Annotated in this window: 17 protein-coding genes; 5 read left to right on the forward strand and 12 right to left on the reverse strand. The window is 58.8% G+C overall.

Going from position 1 to position 18,733, the window contains the following annotated elements:
• Positions 1 to 17 precede the first annotated feature (17 nt).
• Positions 18 to 851, reverse strand: coding sequence for an undecaprenyl-diphosphate phosphatase (locus tag AC1RT4_RS16020; RefSeq protein ID WP_074689217.1), 834 nt, complete (start codon positions 849 to 851; stop codon positions 18 to 20).
• A gap of 506 nt (positions 852 to 1,357) precedes the next feature.
• Between AC1RT4_RS16020 and AC1RT4_RS16025 the strand changes: the two genes are divergently transcribed.
• The 3 genes from AC1RT4_RS16025 (at position 1,358) to AC1RT4_RS16035 (ending at position 4,826) form a co-directional block, all read left to right on the forward strand.
• A complete protein-coding gene (locus AC1RT4_RS16025) occupies positions 1,358 to 2,098 on the forward strand; it encodes a winged helix-turn-helix domain-containing protein (RefSeq protein ID WP_492620565.1) in 741 nt (246 codons plus the stop codon).
• A gap of 292 nt (positions 2,099 to 2,390) precedes the next feature.
• Entirely contained in the window at positions 2,391 to 3,050 is a 660-nt protein-coding gene (locus AC1RT4_RS16030) for a winged helix-turn-helix domain-containing protein (RefSeq protein ID WP_115078627.1), read from the forward strand.
• A gap of 381 nt (positions 3,051 to 3,431) precedes the next feature.
• Complete coding sequence (locus AC1RT4_RS16035) at positions 3,432 to 4,826, forward strand: undecaprenyl-phosphate glucose phosphotransferase (protein WP_493086246.1); 1,395 nt, start codon at positions 3,432 to 3,434, stop codon at positions 4,824 to 4,826.
• Positions 4,827 to 5,200: 374 nt separating this feature from the next.
• Here AC1RT4_RS16035 and AC1RT4_RS16040 read toward each other — a convergent pair whose 3' ends face one another.
• From AC1RT4_RS16040 to galE, 6 genes are all read right to left on the reverse strand, one after another.
• On the reverse strand, positions 5,201 to 7,279 hold the full coding sequence (locus AC1RT4_RS16040; RefSeq protein WP_262160514.1) for a YjbH domain-containing protein: 2,079 nt from the start codon (positions 7,277 to 7,279) through the stop codon (positions 5,201 to 5,203).
• Positions 7,276 to 8,007, reverse strand: a complete 732-nt coding sequence (locus AC1RT4_RS16045; RefSeq protein WP_493086373.1) for a capsule biosynthesis GfcC family protein — start codon at positions 8,005 to 8,007, stop codon at positions 7,276 to 7,278. The genes AC1RT4_RS16040 and AC1RT4_RS16045 overlap by 4 nt, the downstream gene beginning before the upstream one ends.
• Positions 8,008 to 8,036: 29 nt before the next feature.
• Positions 8,037 to 8,702, reverse strand: a complete 666-nt coding sequence (locus AC1RT4_RS16050) for a YjbF family lipoprotein (protein WP_273900289.1) — start codon at positions 8,700 to 8,702, stop codon at positions 8,037 to 8,039.
• Positions 8,703 to 8,713: 11 nt separating this feature from the next.
• Entirely contained in the window at positions 8,714 to 9,829 is a 1,116-nt protein-coding gene (locus AC1RT4_RS16055; RefSeq protein WP_493086249.1) for a polysaccharide biosynthesis/export family protein, read from the reverse strand.
• A 90-nt stretch (positions 9,830 to 9,919) separates the two neighbouring features.
• Entirely contained in the window at positions 9,920 to 10,156 is a 237-nt protein-coding gene (locus tag AC1RT4_RS16060; RefSeq protein ID WP_003226528.1) for a hypothetical protein, read from the reverse strand.
• 227 nt (positions 10,157 to 10,383) lie between these two features.
• Positions 10,384 to 11,400, reverse strand: a complete 1,017-nt coding sequence (gene galE / locus AC1RT4_RS16065) for a UDP-glucose 4-epimerase GalE (RefSeq protein ID WP_493086252.1) — start codon at positions 11,398 to 11,400, stop codon at positions 10,384 to 10,386.
• A 380-nt stretch (positions 11,401 to 11,780) separates the two neighbouring features.
• Here galE and galU point away from each other — a divergent pair, with 380 nt between their 5' ends.
• Entirely contained in the window at positions 11,781 to 12,614 is an 834-nt protein-coding gene (galU, locus tag AC1RT4_RS16070; protein WP_134827553.1) for a UTP--glucose-1-phosphate uridylyltransferase GalU, read from the forward strand.
• Positions 12,615 to 12,661: 47 nt separating this feature from the next.
• Positions 12,662 to 13,069 (forward strand): phosphohexomutase domain-containing protein, encoded by a 408-nt coding sequence (locus AC1RT4_RS16075; protein ID WP_085608230.1) that lies wholly within the window; start codon positions 12,662 to 12,664, stop codon positions 13,067 to 13,069.
• Between the two features lie 3 nt (positions 13,070 to 13,072).
• On the opposite strand, the gene AC1RT4_RS16080 is transcribed toward AC1RT4_RS16075, so the two are convergent.
• Genes AC1RT4_RS16080 through AC1RT4_RS16100 form a run of 5 tightly spaced genes read right to left on the reverse strand, consistent with a single transcriptional unit; the run spans position 13,073 to position 18,725 of the window.
• Positions 13,073 to 14,221, reverse strand: coding sequence for an SGNH/GDSL hydrolase family protein (locus AC1RT4_RS16080; RefSeq protein ID WP_493086255.1), 1,149 nt, complete (start codon positions 14,219 to 14,221; stop codon positions 13,073 to 13,075).
• A gap of 12 nt (positions 14,222 to 14,233) precedes the next feature.
• Entirely contained in the window at positions 14,234 to 15,277 is a 1,044-nt protein-coding gene (locus AC1RT4_RS16085) for an acyltransferase family protein (RefSeq protein ID WP_493086257.1), read from the reverse strand.
• A gap of 12 nt (positions 15,278 to 15,289) precedes the next feature.
• Positions 15,290 to 16,393, reverse strand: a complete 1,104-nt coding sequence (locus AC1RT4_RS16090; protein WP_007951624.1) for a hypothetical protein — start codon at positions 16,391 to 16,393, stop codon at positions 15,290 to 15,292.
• Positions 16,384 to 17,616, reverse strand: coding sequence for an MATE family efflux transporter (locus AC1RT4_RS16095; protein WP_493086259.1), 1,233 nt, complete (start codon positions 17,614 to 17,616; stop codon positions 16,384 to 16,386). Before AC1RT4_RS16095 ends, AC1RT4_RS16090 begins: the two co-directional genes overlap by 10 nt.
• Entirely contained in the window at positions 17,613 to 18,725 is a 1,113-nt protein-coding gene (locus tag AC1RT4_RS16100; RefSeq protein ID WP_493086261.1) for a polysaccharide pyruvyl transferase family protein, read from the reverse strand. Before AC1RT4_RS16100 ends, AC1RT4_RS16095 begins: the two co-directional genes overlap by 4 nt.
• Positions 18,726 to 18,733 lie beyond the last annotated feature (8 nt).

Consider the following 18,733-nt stretch of genomic DNA (forward strand, 5'->3'; position numbering starts at 1 on the left):
GCCTGCGCGGCTGAGGGTCAGGCGGCTGCGGCCGCCGTCCAGTTCACCCAGCCAAATTGCCAGGTGGCGAGGATCAGCAAGCCGAAGGCGATGCGGTACCAGGCGAAGGTGGCGTAGCTGTGGTTCGCAATGAACTTCAGCAGGCCGCGCACGGCGATCATCGCGAAGATGAACGCTACGACGAAGCCCAGGGCGAAGACCGGCAGGTCGCCACTCTGGAACAGTTCGCGGTACTTGTAGCCGGAATACACTGCAGCGCCGACCATGGTCGGCATCGCCAGGAAGAACGAGAACTCCGTGGCGGCCTTGCGTGACAGGCCGAACAGCAAGCCGCCGATGATGGTGGAACCGGAGCGCGACGTGCCCGGAATCATCGCCAGGCACTGTACGCAACCGATCTTCAGCGCGTCAGCCCACTTCATGTCGTCCACATGGTCGACACTCACTACATGATCCCGCTGCTCGGCCCACAACATCACGATGCCGCCCACCACCAATGCAACCGCTACGGTGATAGGGTTGAACAGGTATTCATGAATCGTGTCGGCGAATAACACGCCGAGAATGACAGCCGGGAAAAAGGCGATCAGCAGATTGCGGGTAAAACGCTGGGCATTGCTTTGGGTCGGCAGGCCTTTGACGATCTCGAAGATCTTCGGGCGAAACTCCCAGACCACGGCCAGAATGGCGCCCAGTTGAATAATGATATTGAACGCCATCGCGCGTTCGCCGCCGAACTCCAGCAAGTCGGCAACAATAATCTGGTGGCCCGTACTGGAAATGGGCAGGAACTCGGTCAGGCCTTCTACCGCCCCAAGAATCAGCACCTTGAACAAGGTCAGTAAATCCATTAATCCTCCGTCGGCACGCTCTTTGAGGGCGCGCCGTTAAGTGCATTCAGGCATTGAGTATCTGAAGTAAAACAATTGGCAGATGCACACCCATTGCCCGACTCGGGGACGGAGAATATGTCTTATCAAAAGCCACACTCAAGGCATGTTAATAAACGTCCGTGTGTGAACTTGTCAGTGTTATAGCTAAAAATCACATCGCCCCTTAAAATGTGATCCACCTCACACTCCCTGTACTGGCGTGCAAATGTGTAGTGGCCAAGGGACATAAAAACAGGTCGCCACAATTACAAAATAGTGGCACCATTGCACATTGCCATCATCTAACGAGCCCTCTTTCGTTAGTTCAGAGCCCCGAGAAAAGCAACTAAAAGCTTGAAAAGCTTAATTATTGTTAGAAAACTCGGGAGCCACGTCTAAAATCCGCGCAAATGTTACCAATTGTCAGTCACAGATGAGAACCGGTGCTTTAACATCCCGATGTCAGCACCTTTTCGAGTCAATGCATGATGCTCACAGGTAACTTAGCGACTAGAAGCCCGCGCCGCACAAGCGACGAACCAGGTGTTCTCACTCTGGGTCGTACCCGTGGCGTGGCTGAACACTTTAGCGCGCTAATCGCGAAGCATGTGCAGACTGATCTGGCCATTGAGGTCGACTCTTACGCTAGTTCATATCAGCAAAATGAATATCACGGCTTGTATCGGGCCATATTCATTGTCATCGACAGCCCTCAGGCGCTTGAAGACAACCTGGCACGGGTGGAAAGCCTGCGCAGTGACAACTTGAAGCCGATCATTTGTGCGGTCATCACCGGGCGCGGTGCGTTCAACAAGATCAAGTATTTCCTGGCCGGTGCCGACTTCTGTATCAAACTCAATACCTTGTCCGATGAAAGCGGCGAGCTGCTGGGCGAGTTCTTCAACAGTGAAGAATGGCAGCGTGATATCAGCCTGGTGCTGGACCCCACCCGCATCTGCCTCTCGGACACCAGCAAGAAACTCGATATCTCCTTTGCCGAAATGAAGATCCTGCAAGCCTTCGCACAGACCGGCAATCACATTCTCAGCCATGATGAAATCGCCAGCATCATGGGGCTAAACACCCATTTCTACGATCCTCGGGCGCTGGAAAAATCCATCAGCCGCTTGCGTGGGAAAATCAAGGACGTGTACGGTACGAACGCCATACAGAGCATTCGCGGGTATGGCTATCGTCTGATGAGGGGGTTGATCTCGACCGCCTGATTCAGGGAATCACTCTTTTGCAGCTTACGAGGGAACGTCTGATGCAACGCACTAAAAATCCGATGTCTCACTGTTTTAACTGCGTCACATATCTAATAAAAAGCTGTCAATTGCATGAGCGCTGCAACACTTAAACATAACAATAAACCATTACTCTAAAAGCAGACCGAGTGGAACTTATCGAGGGCCATCATTGGGCCCAGACCCTGCCTGTCGATTATTTCCGAGGAAAACATTGCTCGCCTGCCCATTATTTTTTCGCCAAATTTGGTGTGTACTTTAGGAGAGAGACATGGAAACCAGCACAACCCTCCCAAGAAAATACTTTGTTGTCGTGACTAATAGCTCGGCGTCGCAACGTGAACTTGAGAACATCCTCTCCAGCGAGCGTTTCAATTCGTTTGGCACGTCCCAGGCACAAATGTTTATTGAAGGTGTTGCTTCGCCCTCTTCCACTCCGATGCTGATGGAGTTCACTTACCCACGCGGCACAAGGAAGCATGTCGCACGCAGCATCGAACATGATACCCAGCGCATATTGGCCACTCTTGAATCGGAATGGCTGGCAGCACAATCGGCGCATTCGTTCCACAGTTCCACGGCCATGTCCGAAGACCCCACTGACACTTCCCGAACGATCGAGTCCGACGCGCCCTGCACTGAAGCCTGGCATCTGGACAATGATCAGGGTGCATTGACGAAAGAGGGTGTCGAAATCAGTCTCACCGGGCTCGAAACCGCACTGGTCCGCAAAATGCTCCACCATGAAGAGCGTGTTGTCAGTCGGGACGATCTGATCCTCAGCATCGGCCGCGAACCGGAGCAATACCGGGGACTGGAAATGTGCCTGAGCCGTCTTCAAGACAAATTCAAGAACGCCAGCAACGGTGAACGATTGTTTCGCGCCGTACGCAATCGCGGTTATTGCCTGATCCAGGAAGTTGTTGCCTAAACAACATCCCCACTACAAGACAAACAGATACAAGTGCGATTACAAAAATAAAAAAGCACTCTGTTTGGTTTCATTCCTCCCTGGTTATACCCGCCTCCTGACCCCACCTACGATAGCAAACACAAGATTGATTATTCACCCCCTGCCTTTCGACCTTTTCTAACGTTTGAATATTGGAAATTTAAATAAGTTGGCATTGTGCCATCTTGTTAGAACTCGTCAGACAGCATCCCCGACAATAACTTAGTCTATTGACTGACGACAGTTCCGCATACCGGCGTTGTTACCTCAGGACACTGGCTCAAACAACAATAACAAGTCTGCTTAACAACTCGGTTTTCTACTGTCGAAACCTGAATGGACGTCTTTTGGGGATATCGTATGGATCTTTCTCTTCGTATCAATCGAAACACCGGCCTCAAGGGACTTACCTTTTGGGGCCAATGGGCGCTGGCACAGACTTTCATTGTTTCACTGTTGTTCATACTGGCCGAACAGCACACCGGCACCGTCGAGTTCTACTATCGGATGTGCACGATCCTGGCGGTACTGGCCTCGGTGCCGGCTTATACCTTCAGCGGCGCGTATCGCAAGCGAGACAATTACCTGACCGGGCTGGGCCGACTGTTCGTGGGCTGGTTCATGACCATGGCCGGGCTGGCGTTCATCGCCTTCATCTGCAAGGCCGATGCGCTGTTCTCCCGCCAGGTCATCCTTGAGTGGGCGGTGTACGGTTTCCTCGGTCAGGCGCTGCTGTACGCACCGCTGCATGCGTTCTCGAAGTTCTACCAGCGTTCGCGCAAAAGCGAACACAAGACCCTGATCGTCGGCACCGGCGAACTGGCTCTGGGCCTGGCGAAGAAGTTGAGCCAGCACGAAAACCTGCCGCTGGTCGGCCTGGTCAGCAACGGCGACAAGCCGTCCCTGGAAGCGGAAGCCCCGCGCGTCGTCGGCGCTCAGGACGAACTGCTCGAGCTGATCCAGACCCACGACATCCGCCGCTTGTACATCACCCTGCCGCTGTCGGAAGCCGCCAACATCGAAGCCATGTACGTCGATCTGCTGGATGCCAACGTTGACGTGGTCTGGGTGCCGGACCTGAACAGCCTGACGCTGCTCAACCACTCGGTGAAAGTCGTGGACGGTCTGCCGGCGATCTACCTCAACGAAAGCCCGCTGACCAGCCGCCCGACTGCTGCACTGAGCAAAAGTCTGGTAGAGAAAGCCGTCGCCCTGCTGGCGATCATTCTGTTGAGCCCGGTGCTGCTGGCCGTGGCGCTGGCGGTGAAGCTCACCTCGCCTGGCCCGGTGTTCTTCAAGCAGGATCGCCACGGCTGGAACGGCAAGGTGATCAAGGTCTGGAAATTCCGCTCGATGCGCGTGCACGATGACCGTGACGTCAAACAGGCCAGCCGCAACGATTCGCGCATCACTCCAGTCGGTCGCTTTATCCGCCGCACTTCGCTGGACGAGCTGCCGCAACTGTTCAACGTGCTGCAAGGGCACATGGCACTGGTCGGCCCACGTCCGCACGCCGTGGCGCACAACAACTACTACTCGGGCAAGATCCTCGCCTACATGGCCCGTCACCGAATCAAACCGGGCATCACTGGCCTGGCGCAGATCAGCGGTTGCCGGGGCGAGACAGACACCCTCGACAAGATGGAAAAGCGTGTTGAGATCGATCTGAAGTACATCAACAACTGGTCGCTGTGGCTGGATGTGAAGATCCTGGTGAAGACGCCGTTCACCCTGTTGTCGAAGGATATTTACTGAGACGCAGCGCTTGAGAAGGCAAAACCGCAAGGGGACGAAAGTCCCCTTTTTTGTGGGCGGGATTTGGGGGTTGGCGGGGGCTCTGCGGACAAGGTGTGTCGGATGTTTTGATGTCGGCTGAGCAGACGCTTTCGCGGGCAAGCCCGCTCCCACAGGGATTAGGGGAATGCTGAAGATTGCGGTATCAACCAATAACCTGTGGGAGCGGGCTTGGTCCGGGCGGCGATCCGACGAAAGCGCCGGTTCATTCAACATCAGGTTTGAACCTGGAACACACCGACTCCACAGCAATCATGGCTGCATCAAGATCCCCCTTCACCACAAACCAAAACGGGAGCCAACAGGCTCCCGCTTCAACTCCCCTTCCCCCGAACCTACTCAGTAATCTTCCCGAAGTTCCGGTAAAACATGTCCCCTTCCCGACTGTCCGTCATCGAATGCAGCTGGAAGCTGCGATTGAGCCGCGCGCCACCGTCACGGGTCAGCGGCGCCCACACCAGGTTGGCGCGGCGCATGGTCGACATGCTCATCATTTCGTCGAACGGAATCGACAGGTACAGCCCCTTGTCGAAACTACCCTCGCCATACTCGGCGCTGCCGGCGGTGGTGATGGTCGCCCAGGCGCCAAAGCGCACGCCGTTGAAGAACTCGCGAGAGATATCCACCGTGCCGCCAAAGTCGCCCGCCAGATAACGCCCGACGCTGACCGCGGCCAGCGTGTCGAACGGCAAGTCGGTGTAGCCGGTGACGTGGCCGGTCCAGACCGAGTAATCACGCAGGCCGAAACCCTGATCGAATTCACGCTGACGCACGTAGTTCAGGTCCGCACCGATCGACCAGCGCTTGCCGGTCGGACGAAACAGCACCTCGCCCCCGACCCCGGCAAACATCGACTCCAGATAACCGCCGTAGACCATGCCGTACAAATCCTTGTCCAGTTGTTCGGCGTGACTGACCTGGAACAGCGGCATGGTGGTGTCCGACGTGGTCAGGTACTGACGCAAGTCGGTGCGCACACGCGGCAGGCCACTGGGTGCGTCGTAGGTGAATTTGTCGAAGTTGTTGATCAGGTTCTGACTAAGCAAACCGTTCCACCAGGTGTTGCGGTTGAAGCGGTACTCGGCGTCCAGATCGGCAGTGAACTGATAGAGCAAACCATCGGGGCCGCCGACGTTCTGTTTGAAGCCCAGACCGACGCCGTAATTGAAGTGCTGCGGCGCCTCGGTGTAGAGGGTTTTCTCGTTGCGCGGCATCGCCGGATTGATCTCGGTGGTGCGGTGCAGCGACTCCAGCGGCTCCTCGTTGTTGAGCACTTCGCGGAAGGTCTGCCGGGGTACGCTGGTTTCTTCCAGCGGCAGGTCGTAGCGCTTGTTGACCACGGTGAACCAGTCGATGTCGTCGTTGACGCTGTTGTCGAGAATCCGGCTCGCGCGGCCGACGGCCTTGGGCGAATGGAAGTAGCGCTGCTGCTCGCCGTACACGATCAGTTCGGAATCGCGCTGGGTGATGCGCTCGACTTTGTAGCCGGCGTTCTGCTGCAAGCGGCGCGACACGTCGGCCCAGTTGACCTCCTCCATCGTCGTGCTCGGCGCCTTCGCCGGCAGCGGTTCGGCCGGTGGGTCGAAGGTCTTGGCCGGGGCTTTGCGACTGACGAAGTTTGTGTGGAACGTGACGCCGAACATCGCCGTGTTGCCCCGCTCCCACGCGGCACTCAGGTCGAGGGAATCGGTCACCTTGAACACCGCGCCGAGGTTGATCGGCGAGTCCTGCTTGATGATGTTGTCCTTCGGCTCGTGCTTGTAGTCGTTGCCCTCGTATTCGAGTTTCAGGCTGAGGCGATCCCAGGGTGTCTGGTAACTCACGCCGCCGAAAAACGCAGGCTTGCCGCGAAAGTACGACCCGGCGTTGACGTCACCGGTGCCTTCCAGGTCCGGGCGGGTCTTGAAGCGATCACTGGCCCAGCCCAGCGGGTTGTCGAAGTCGCCGCGATTACCGATGTAACCCCAGGCGATGCCGGCGCTGAAATCGAAATTGTCATAGCGCTTGTTGGCCACGAAGAATTCACTGGCAAACAAACCGGTACCACCGATGTCTCGAAAGCCCAGCGCCACTTCCGGTGCCCAGTGGCTTTCCTGCCACAGCCGGACCTTGGCGTCGACCGCCTTGTCCTTATAGCTCTGGCTGCCGCTCAGCGCTTCGGAACCGTACGGACGGTTGGTGATGGCGGTGTAGCGAAACGAACCTTCCAGCCAGTCGAGCGGCTGCAACGAAACGCTGTATCGGCTGTACGGTTCGGTGCGGTTGGCATTGACGCTCAACTCACCGGCGGGCGACATGCGCGCGGTCGGGGTCTGCAACAGACCGACACCGCCGAAGTCATTCTGGGTAATGCGTGGCTCGGCATGCACCAGGCCACACGGCAATAACAACACAGCTGCAAAACGCAAATTCAACGAACCACCTCAGCCAACTGCGTGGCAATCAATTCGGCCAACTGCTGATTCAGTTCAGGGACAGGCGGATCCAGATCATCGTTTTTCACCGGCACCAGAATCTTGCTGCCGGCCACGGGCATCTGCCCGCTCTCGCGGTTCCAGTGGGCGATGCCGACCCGCCGCGATTCGCCGCTGGGCTGGATCAGCCACAGGTAATCGGCATCGGCGTCGGCCTCCAGCAACGTGCAGCCCTGCAGGTATTCGCGGGCCTCCTGCAACGGCTGATAAGGCAGGCGGCACGGTTCGGCGACCGCGCCCAGCACTTCGACTTCGTCGACCCGTTTCGGGTAGATCAGTTGATCGCCATCGTCGAGACGGATGTTTCGGGCGAAGCCGACTTCCACCGCCACCGGATCGAGATCGGCGATCTGCCGCCCGGTCACCGGCATCTGCCGGACCTGCTCGGCCAGTCGCTGTGCCAGCGCCGCACGACTCGGCTTGTCGAACAGCATCGCCATTCGATGCAGCACATCCAGATCGAACAGCACGCCGACCTTGAGTCGCGTCTGTTCTTCCAGCAGCGACTGACGCAACAGGACGCCCGCCAGCCAATAGCCTTCGGCATTCGGTACGGCCTCGCCGATCACGTCGCGCAAACGCCCGCCCGCCGGCAATTCGATCGGGCCCGGGTTGGCGACATCACCGCTGACGATGACCGCTGCCTCGCTGATCCCGGTGAGTAACATCAAACACGCCGACAGCGCTCTGAGCCGCTTCACGGGATATGCCTGCGGTCAGGGGTCAGTTGCACGATCCTGACCCGCAACTGCGAGGTCAGTTGCTGTTCACTCTGCACAATGAAACCGTCCACCGGATCGACCCAGTAACGATTGGTCGCGCGCAGGCCGATGGCCGGCGCGTCAATCTGCTCATCGACACGCAGCACGGTGTATTCCTTGTCGAGAATCTCGAGGGTTTCGAGGGCGCGGCGGGAGAAGCGGCTGTTGAGGATGATCCCGACTTCCTGGCCCTTGTAGAGGTCGATCCAGCGTCGACTGGTGTAACCGTCGGTGATTCGGTGCAGGCCCTGTTTGAACGGCGAGTCATCGGACAGACGCGTGCCGTCCAGATCACCCTCCGCGCCCAGACCGATGCTGCGCATCGCCAGGCCGTCGCGCATCAGCAGCACCTGCTTGCCGGAGGCGACCCAGAACTGCAGGTCCTCGCGCTCGCGCACCAGCGCCAGTACCCCGGAACCGGACGGCGTGGTCAGTTTGAGCTGGGGATACTTGACCCCGGCCACCTGCTCCGCCGACACGTCCAGCTCATCCGGCCCGATGACCGACGCCTTGAGGTTGTTCAACGAAGCGCTCATCAGCGGATTGCAGCCACTCAACAAAACGGCCGCCATCAGGCACACGCCCACTTTCAACGTTTTCACAGTCGGCGGCCTTATTTGCTGTTGTTACTGTATTCGCTCCAGTTCTTCGCAGCGGAAGCCCCCGTTCCGACGATCGATGCCGACGGCACCAACTGGCTGATCAGGCGATTCCAGCGAGTCACGTTGGCAGGCCCGACGTAGACCACGTCCTGGGGCCGCACTTCGAAGTGCGAGGCGAGCGCCATGGCGGTCGGCGATTCGGCTTCCAGCTGATAGATTTTCGCCGGCTCGACATCGAGGTTTTCCACCCCGCGAATCACGTACACGGCGTTGCCGTTGGAGGTGGTCTGGCTCAAGCCGCCGACCGACCCGAGCACGTCGGACAGGTTCATGGTGGCGGTCTTGAAACTCAGCGCACGGGGCTGGTTGACCTCCCCCATCACGTAGATGCGCTTGTTGTCGTTGTACGGCAGATACAGCTGATCGCCACCCTTGAGGTAGACGTTCTGCAATTCGGAATCCTGCTGATTCAGCGCGTCGAGATTGAGCGGATAGACCCGCCCGTTGCGAGTCAGCATCAGCCCCGACAAGTCGGCATTGTTGGTATCGACACCCGCCGAACCGAGGGCTTCGACCACGCTCAGCGGGTTGGTCGAAATCGCCTGGGGTCCGGCCTTGGCCACGGCGCCCGAAACCACGACTTTCTGGCTGGCGAAGCGCAGCACCGCGACATCCACTTGCGGCTCGGCAATGAACGCCGAGAGGCGTTGCTCGATGTCCGAGCGCAGTTGCTGGATGGTTTTGCCGGCAGCCTGGACTTCCTTGATGTACGGGTAATACAACGTGCCGTCGGAGCGCACCAGACGGCCGTTGGCATCGATCTGCTGTTGCGCACCCGAAGGGGCGGTCAGCTCGGGGTGATCCCAGACCGTGATGTACAGCACATCGTTGCTGCCGATGCGATATTCGACCGGGGTCGCCAACAACTCCGCCGGCACCGACTCACGCTTGTACGTGGCGCGGTTCATGGCGATGAGCTTGGGGGTGATCTGAATGAGTTCGACCCGGCTGCTTTCGCTGGCGCCCTGGCGCGTGATGCTACTGGTGCTCAGGTACTGGCCGGGGGAAAACATGCAACCTTGCAAAGCGATACTTGCCAACAATAAAAGAGAAAAACGACGGGTCATAATGGCACTACGCTATTCAAGGGCGAATCCAAAAACAAAGTCACCCGACTTTCGTCGGGCGACCTTGTACTGCACCAACAGATACTTCAGTTAGTTGTGCGTGCCGGTTGTACCCGTGGTACCGGTGGTACCCGTTGTACCGCCGTTGGCACTTCCACCACTGTTGGACGCCGCTACAGCACTGGCGACCATGGCAGTACTGGCAGCAGGCGCTGTAGAAGCCGCGACACTGCCAGATACATTGGTCACTGCTGTAAGCGGCGCTTCAGCTGCGGAGGCCCAGTTGCTCAACATCGTCAACAGGGCGATCGCCATCACTTTCTTCATATCAACTCCTTTCTAACATCGCACCTGAACATCGAGTGTTCGTTAGAGGTGGTAGAGTTCAAGTCGCAAAAAGCGCGAACAAGATCCGTTGTTCTTTCACAGTCTTACCCAACTGATAAAAGTCGAACGGCAGGTTTATATCTACGGACTTGCAAAAGGCATTGCCAGTCTAATTTCCCGACGATATCTAACAACCTGACTGAAACTAACATTGCACTAAAGCGCCATCATCCCTGATAACCCCGGGGATGATTCGATTGCCAGCGCCAGGTGTCGGTGACCATGTCCTGCAAGTTGCGTGTGGCTTTCCAGCCGAGTTCCTTCGCTGCCTTGGAGGCGTCGGCCCAGCTCTCGGCAATGTCCCCGGAACGCCGCGGCATTACCCGGAACGGCACGGGCTGCCCGCAGGCCTGCTCGAAGGCGCGCAGCACCTGCAACACGCTGTAGCCGTCGCCGGTGCCGAGGTTCCAGGTATGAATGCCGGTGCGGTCGGCGATCGATTGCAGGGCTTTCAGATGCCCGTCCGCCAGATCGACCACATGGATGTAATCGCGCACGCCGGTGCCGTCGACCGTCGGGTAATCGTCGCCGAAGATCGACAATTCCTTCAGGCTGCCAACCGCCACCTGGCTGATGTAAGGCACCAGATTGTTGGGGATGCCGTTGGGGTCTTCGCCCATCTGGCCGCTGTGGTGCGCGCCGATCGGGTTGAAGTAGCGCAGCAGCGCAATGCTCCAGCGCGGTTCGGACTGACACAGGTCGCGCAGCACGTTCTCGACGATCAGCTTGGACTGGCCGTAGGGATTGGTCGGATTGCCGGTCGGGAAATCCTCACGGATCGGCATCTGCGCCGGTTCGCCGTAGACCGTAGCGGACGAGCTGAACACCAGCCGGAACACCCCCGCCGCCGCCATCGCCTGGCACAGCGCGATGCTGCCGCTGACGTTGGTTTCGTAGTACTCGAGCGGCTTGCGCACGCTCTCGCCCACGGCCTTGAGCCCGGCGAAATGCAGCACGGCATCGATGGCGTGCTGCTGGAAGATCCGGTCCAGCAGGGCCCGGTCACAGACATCCCCGCGAATCATCAGCGCACTTTTGCCGCAAATGGCTTCCACCGCGTGCAATGCCGCGTCGCTGCTGTTGCAAAGATTATCCAGAACTACAACTTCATAACCCGCTTCAAGTAGTGCAAGTGTGGTGTGCGAGCCGATATAGCCGGCGCCACCCGTTACCAGAATCTTCATAGCGCGGTCCATAAGTGGGAAAAGTGCCAACTCGCGTGTCAAGCGCTGTTTGTTTAATGTGTGTCTTGATTCACACAAACAGCGCGACAACAACCAGAAACAAAAACAGTTCAATCACTGGCTATAAATATTTTTACAAGCCAAACTGTATTGCCTGGTACTTATTAGCACTCCCGCGCATTCATCACTATCAACGGATGCCGACTAAAAATAACCAATAACTGTCAAACCGACATCTCATAACATTGTCGTGTTTTACACTCATTGCTATTTGCCACTCATCTCCCGAGTCAGGTATTAAAGTACAGCTTCAACAACTTGCAACCTTTCGTTATTGCAATAAACGATGGCAGTGCGCCATGAATGACCAGGAAACTTTTATGATCCGTAAATGTTTGTTCCCCGCTGCCGGTTATGGCACGCGTTTCTTGCCGGCCACCAAAGCCATGCCCAAGGAAATGCTGCCGATCGTCAACAAGCCGTTGATCGAATACGCCGTTGAAGAAGCACGGGACGCCGGCCTGCAACACATGGCCATCGTCACCGGACGGGGCAAGCGCGCACTGGAAGACCACTTCGACATCAGCTACGAACTCGAACACCAGATTCGTGGCACCGAGAAAGAGAAATTCCTGGCCGGCACTCGCGAGCTGATCGACACCTGCACCTTCTCCTACACCCGTCAGGTGGAAATGAAAGGCCTGGGCCACGCGATTCTCAGCGGCCGCCCGTTGATCGGCGACGAGCCCTTCGCCGTGGTGCTGGCGGACGACCTGTGCCTGAACCTGGAAGGCGACGGCGTGCTCACGCAGATGATCGAGCTCTACAAGAAGTTCCGCTGCTCGATCGTCGCCATCCAGGAAGTCCCGCGCGACCAGACCCACAAGTACGGCGTGATCGCCGGCGAGGCGATTTCCGACGGCATCTACCGGGTCAACCACATGGTGGAAAAACCGGCCCCGCAAGACGCACCGTCGAACCTGGCGATCATCGGCCGCTACATCCTCACGCCGGACATCTTCGACCTGATCGCCGACACCGAACCGGGCAAAGGCGGCGAAATCCAGATCACCGACGCCCTGATGAAACAGGCGCAGAACGGCTGCGTGCTGGCCTACAAATTCAAGGGGCTGCGCTTCGACTGCGGCGACGCCGAGGGTTACCTGCAGGCGACCAACTTCTGCTACGACAACGTTTACCTGAAGGGCCGCTGAGCGGCCCCCACTGATTCATTGCAGCACGCACATCCAACGAGGCAACCATGAACATTGCACAACATTCCGCAGAGATTGAACGTGAGGTGGACAACCTCGGGGTGATGAGCTGGTTATCCCGCCATCAGCCATTGCCCAGCGCCAATGGCCCGTGGCTGGGCACCCTGCTGCTGGTCGACCGCATCGGCGTGTTTCCCTCGTCCGGGGACATACGCCGACCGATGCGCGATCCCTATCCCCTGCTCGCCCACCTGAAACGGATCTACGGCGAACAGGCGCTGGAAGTCGATGACCGCGACGGCCTGAAAGTGATTTTCAGCGACTGGCGTTTTCGCGTGCGGATCTGCTGCAACGACCCGGCGATCATCGTCAACGTGGAAACCCGTTGCGTGACGCAGTTGATGCCGCAGAAAACCGCAGAGCTGCTGAGCCATCTGGATCTGTTCGACAACTGACGGCTACTTCGAAGTCTCGCCACAGCTGTCCTGTGGCGAGACTTTTTGCTGTCCGCCCACGACCCAACGATAGAAGTAATCGGCAATCACCCGCCCACCCGTGGCTGGCACCGGATGGATCTTGTCCGGCCCGATCATGGCCGCCGCGTAGCGTTTGACGTCGGTGCCGAACGCGCATTGCAGATTGGCGTAACCCAGCTGCTGCTCACGGGCCCAGGGCTCGATGACCTGCGCATAAGCCGACATCGGATACGCGCTGGAGCGGGTGGTGTCCTGACGCAGAATCAGGTTGATGCTCGCCGCCGGCTGAATCTCGCGGAGCATGCCGACCAGACCCTGAACGTTATGCAGATACTGCTTGGGCTTCACGCCGAAACCCTGATCGTTGCCACCGAGCATGATCAGGTAAATGTCTGCGGGGATCTTCGACACCACGGCTTTCCACTGCGCCTGCCAGCGGGCATCGTCGTGATAGAAATCAGCGGATGCAGCGCCGGATGCTGCCAGTTTCGACACCCGAACCCCATTCTGATCGTTGCTCAGCCACAGGCCGAACAGGGTCGGCGCGCCCTTCAGCACTTCCAGTCGGAAAGCCCAGTCGGTCGCGGCCGACGTGCCGGGCAGCGGGACTTCCTGAACGCCCTCGCCTGCAAGTTTCAACGGTTGCCAGTCGGCGGAAGGTGACCAGCGATAACGCAGCTCACTGGACTCACCGTCGCCGAGGTAGAGCAGTTTCGCCTGAGTGACGGCGGTGTTGATGGCCGGCGTCGGGCTGGCCTCGACTTGCAGCCAGGCGCCGGGACGACCGGTCACCGTGCGGCTGTCGGGGCTGGCCTGACCGAGGCCGGACACCTGCCAGTCGCCGCCAAAGTATTTCTCGCTGCTGCGGGTGTACTTGAAATGCGTGCCGCCCAGCGCTGCGCCGTGGTTGAACCCGACATAACCCGGCCCGGCAAACCCGACCTCCCCGGCCACCCGTTGCACCAGTTTGTTCAGGTAGAAATCCTGCCCGGCGCTGTAGCTGTCGCCGATCACCGAGATCGACAACACCTTGCCGGCCTTGCCTTCACGCCACTGGCCAAACCGCTCGCGAGCGTCGCCGATTTGCACCACCGACGCCGCCACTGGCGGCACATCATCAACAGCCAGCATGAATCGCTTCCTTCATCGAATCTGCGCCACTGGGGCAATGGTCGCCGCCGGTTTCTTTTTCGTCGCGGCACGTTCGCCGAGGAACAGCACGGAGGTGAAGTTGAATCGACTGAAAATCATCGACAACACCACCGGACCGAGCAAGCCACACATCACTCCGCAGAACACCAGCACGCTTTCGTCTTTCACGCCGAGGCGGCCGAGGATCGAGCGCGACGTGGCGGCGAACAACACATGAAACAGGAAAATCGCATAGGAGTAACCGCCAAGCCAGGTCAGCGCCTTCGAGCGCATGTCACTCGACAGCAACGCGAGGCAGGACACGCAGCCCACCGTCAGGCCGATCAGGCTGCGGCGGTCGACGATCAGCTCGCGGTCCACCGACGCCACGTACAGCAGCGTCAGCGAGATCAGCACAAACACCAGCGGGCCGATCACCTTGAACGTCTGCTTCAGCTCGCTGACTTTCTCCTGGCCGATCATGCCCGCCACGAAGAACGGCAGCAGATAAATCGCCCCGTTGATGCCGAATGCGTCCAGCGAAAACGGCGGCAACAGGAACACCGCCGCCGCGAACGCGAACAGCAGATACAGGCGCGTCGGCGTGCGCAGCAACCCGCGCCATTCCAGCAGACCGACGAACATGAAAATGATGAACACCGCCTGCAGGAACCAGAAGTGGTTGATCGGCACATAGAACGACAACAGCGCATCGATGACGCTGACGTCCTTGTTCACGCCCGGCCCGACCGCCTGCAATACCGAGAACGGCACACCGACGCAAAACAGCGGCACGATCAGGCGCCGCACCTTGCCGCTGAAGAACGCGGAAAAGTCATTGCCGCGAATCTTGTAGATGGAATAGATGTAGCCGGAGATGAAGGTGAACAGCGGCATGCGCACGTACACCATCGAATCGGCGATCACCCGGAATGGCGAGCCGATGTCGATTTTCAAACCCCCGCCCAGCGGCCCGATCACGTGATAGAGCACCAGCAACAGGCACGCCAGGCCACGCAGGGTTTCGATCTCCAGGGACTTTTTCTTGCTCGACATAAAGCACCCGCCTCAATTCAGAATTCTTGATTCAACCTTCACCGGTTTGTTTGCCCGCAACATCAGACCCAGGCCCACGAACAACACCGGCACCACCATCGAAAAGTGCCGGGCGAACGAGCCGAAGTCCGGTTCGAACAAGCCTTGAACCAGCAGGAACGCCAGCGGAATCGCGATCAGTTCCTTGGGTTTGGTCTGGATCGGCGCGCCCTTGTAATCGGTCGAGGTGATGACCTTGAACAGCAGCAGCGCGGTCATGATCATCAACGCCACGAAAATCACCTGGCCCGGCCCGGATAGCAGGATCAGCTCTACGGGGAACGACAACCGGAAGAAAATGATCATCGAGTCCAGGGCCTGCGAGACGAAGTCGCTGCCGCTGAGCCACGAGACGATCAGCGATTTGGAGCCCTCCTCGCCCGCCGTGCGCAGTTCGTTGTTGCTGGCGCGAATCGACGACACCGGAAAGCCCAGCGCCAGTTGGATCGCCATCGCAACCGCGAGATAGAACAGGAACAGCATCAGGAAGAAGGTGGTGCGCGAGACGTATTTCTTCATCACGCAGACGCCGACCCACGACAGCGAAAACAGAATCCAGTAAGGCCGGATCAGCACGCCGTAGATCACCGCCGAGAGGAAAAATCCGCCGCGATATTTGCGCGTCAGCGAGCTGAACAGAATGCTCAACACAGCCACCGACACGATGATTTCCTTGGTCAGGTTTTCCAGAAAAAACGAACGCACGATGCCCCACAGGCACAGGGTTCCGAAGATGGTCAGCGGCATGCGCCGGAACACCACCACGGGAATCGCCGTGAGGAAAAAGTTGCAGAACATCCCGTAGGCCCAGGCGTTGGTCAGGTTGATCCCGGTGGGCCGCAACAGGAACGCCGAACACTCGTAGGAGGAGCGATCCGGCGAGAACGGGTTCCAGAAATTGCAGTTATCGGCCCGGGCGTAGGACGACCATAAGGTCATCGCATCCGGGCCCGGATCGCGGGGAATCAGCAGCGGCATCGCCACCGATAGAAACAGCCCGGTGAACAGGATCAGGAACGACAGCGAGGAATCGAGACGGCGGCCGCGAAACTCGATGCACGGCAGTTTCAGGCCCATGACACGACAGCCTTTTTCGCCCGCGTGGCACGAGTCAGCAGCGCAATCACCCCGAGCTGCACGATGATCGCGAAGACGTTGCCCCAGGCCGCGCCGTAGATCGAATAATGCTTGATCAGCAGGTAACTGACCGGCACTGAAACCAACAGACAAATGGCCGCGCTGGCGAGGGACACCCGACTGTTTTTCGAAGCGATCAACCCGCCCCAGACGATGTCGCCAATGGCACGCAGAGCGAAGGAGAAAATCAGTACGCCGAGGATGCCGTTGTCCGGACGCGGAACGCTGGTGGCGACGTAATCGAGCACCACGTTGAAGAACAGATAAATCCCCACCGCGACCGCCGCCGACACCACCAGCGAACGTGCGACCCATTTGTTCACGAACAACTGCCGGACTGTGAACGGTTGCTGATCGGCCTGATAACGCTTGGCGAGCAGCGGAATGCCGACCACCGCCACCACCGCGTAAGACAACGCCTGCAAGGTATTGGCCGCCGACCACGCATACACGTATTTACCGAGGCTGGCGTAAGGTTCGAGGTCGATGATCAGAAAGCGCTCGGCGTACTGACTCAGGGCGATCAGACCCGTGCCGAGATAAAACGGCAACCCGGCTTTCCACACTGCGGCGGTGGCCAGCGTCCCCTCTTCCCGCCCGCGATGAACATTCACCACGATCAGGTAACCGGCGACGATCACCAGCACGTTGGCGATGACCCACAGCCACAGCACGCTGGCAATTCCGGACACCCAGCCGAGCGCCATTCCGCCCACGGCCAGCAGCGCCCAGAGCCCGGTCTTGATGAAGAACAGCAACGCACCCGCCGTGGCTTTCTGCGCCGAAAACACGAACGAGTTGATCTCGAACGACAGGTGTTCGGTGAGCAGCACCAGCGTCACGCAAGCGATCAGCGCGGTGGTCGCTTCCACCGACTGGAACAGCGAATAGATCACCACCGTCAGCACCGACAACGCCAGGCCCACGGCCAGGTACAGCAGCAGCACCTTGTCCACCACTCGGCGCGAACTGCCGCCCACGCTGATCAGCCGGTTGATCTCGGAACTGAAACCGACGCTGTAGAACTTCGACGCGATCAACGACGCCGCGACCACCACGCCGTAAAAACCCAGCGCCTCGTAACCGAGGTAATGGGTGATGGCGAGCACCAGCAAGAACTTCGCGCCCAGTGCCCCGCCCCGCAGCAACAGCCGGAATATCATCGAATGACGCCCTTGATGATGTCGTCCATGGCCACGGTTTTCGCCTCGATCTCGCGGCAGGTGTCGGTCAGGCGTTTGCCGAAATTCGATAGCGCGTCAGGCGCGTAAACCGTGTCGATGATGGTGTCGACATTGATGTCGCCGCCGTTGATGACCCAGTCCTCGACGCCCATGTCCTGATAGGCGCCGAAGCCTTTGCGTTCGTAGCTGATGTGGTACGCCGGCACACCCGAAAGCAGCGATTCGATCGCGCCGTGCAGGCGTACGGAAATCACCAGGTCCGGTTGGTATTTGGCCAGCGTGGCCTTCAATGGCAGCAGGTCTTCAGTGATGCCCAGTTCGCGATAGAACGCGCCGTCATCATTACCGCGCACGGCGCTCTGTACGGCGCAGACCACTTTGCTTTTGTTCTTCAAGCGCTGCAGCAGCACTTTCAGGTTGGCCACGTAGGCGAGCTTCTTTTCCTTGCTCCACGCCGGCGGCTTGCGCAGCACCACGCACACCGTGGCCGGCGTCGAGGCGCAGCCGGTGAACTTGGGTTGCTGAAGGATCTTGCCGGCCAGGGCCTGCACCGCGAGGTCCGGTGCGCGGTAGACATTCTCGCAAGCATCGAACAGCGCCGAGGAACGGTTATCGCGCACGAACACCGCATCGGCGCTGGCGTAGTGGCCGACGATCTTGTCGCTGTCGCCGTGGAACGGCCCGATGCTTTGCGGCAGGTACACCGACGGCACTTTGCTGAGGATCGCAGTTTCCAGCTGTTTGGCGTGGCCGAGTTTCAGCTTGATGTGCTCGAAGGCACTTTTCGAGCGCATGTAGCCGCCGCCGACGCCGACGATCAGATCGGTTTTTTTCAACAGATCCGCCAGCCCCGCGTAGGACTGATTGAGGAACACCGCTTCTTTGACCCGGCCCAGACCCTTGGCCGCCATCACCGGCGCGTCGAAACGCGGGTGCGGCAGGTACTTGAAGGAGTCCGGATCGGACGCCACGACACTGATCGCGGTGTCTTCGCCAAAGTTGCGCTGCACCAGCGCAATGGCCAGATCGACCAGCAGACCATCGCCGGAGTTGGAGGCACTGTAGCCATGCAAAATCGTTACGTTCATGAGCGGAG

The sequence above is a fragment of the Pseudomonas sp. GW821-FHT11D10 genome (genome assembly GCF_058808435.1).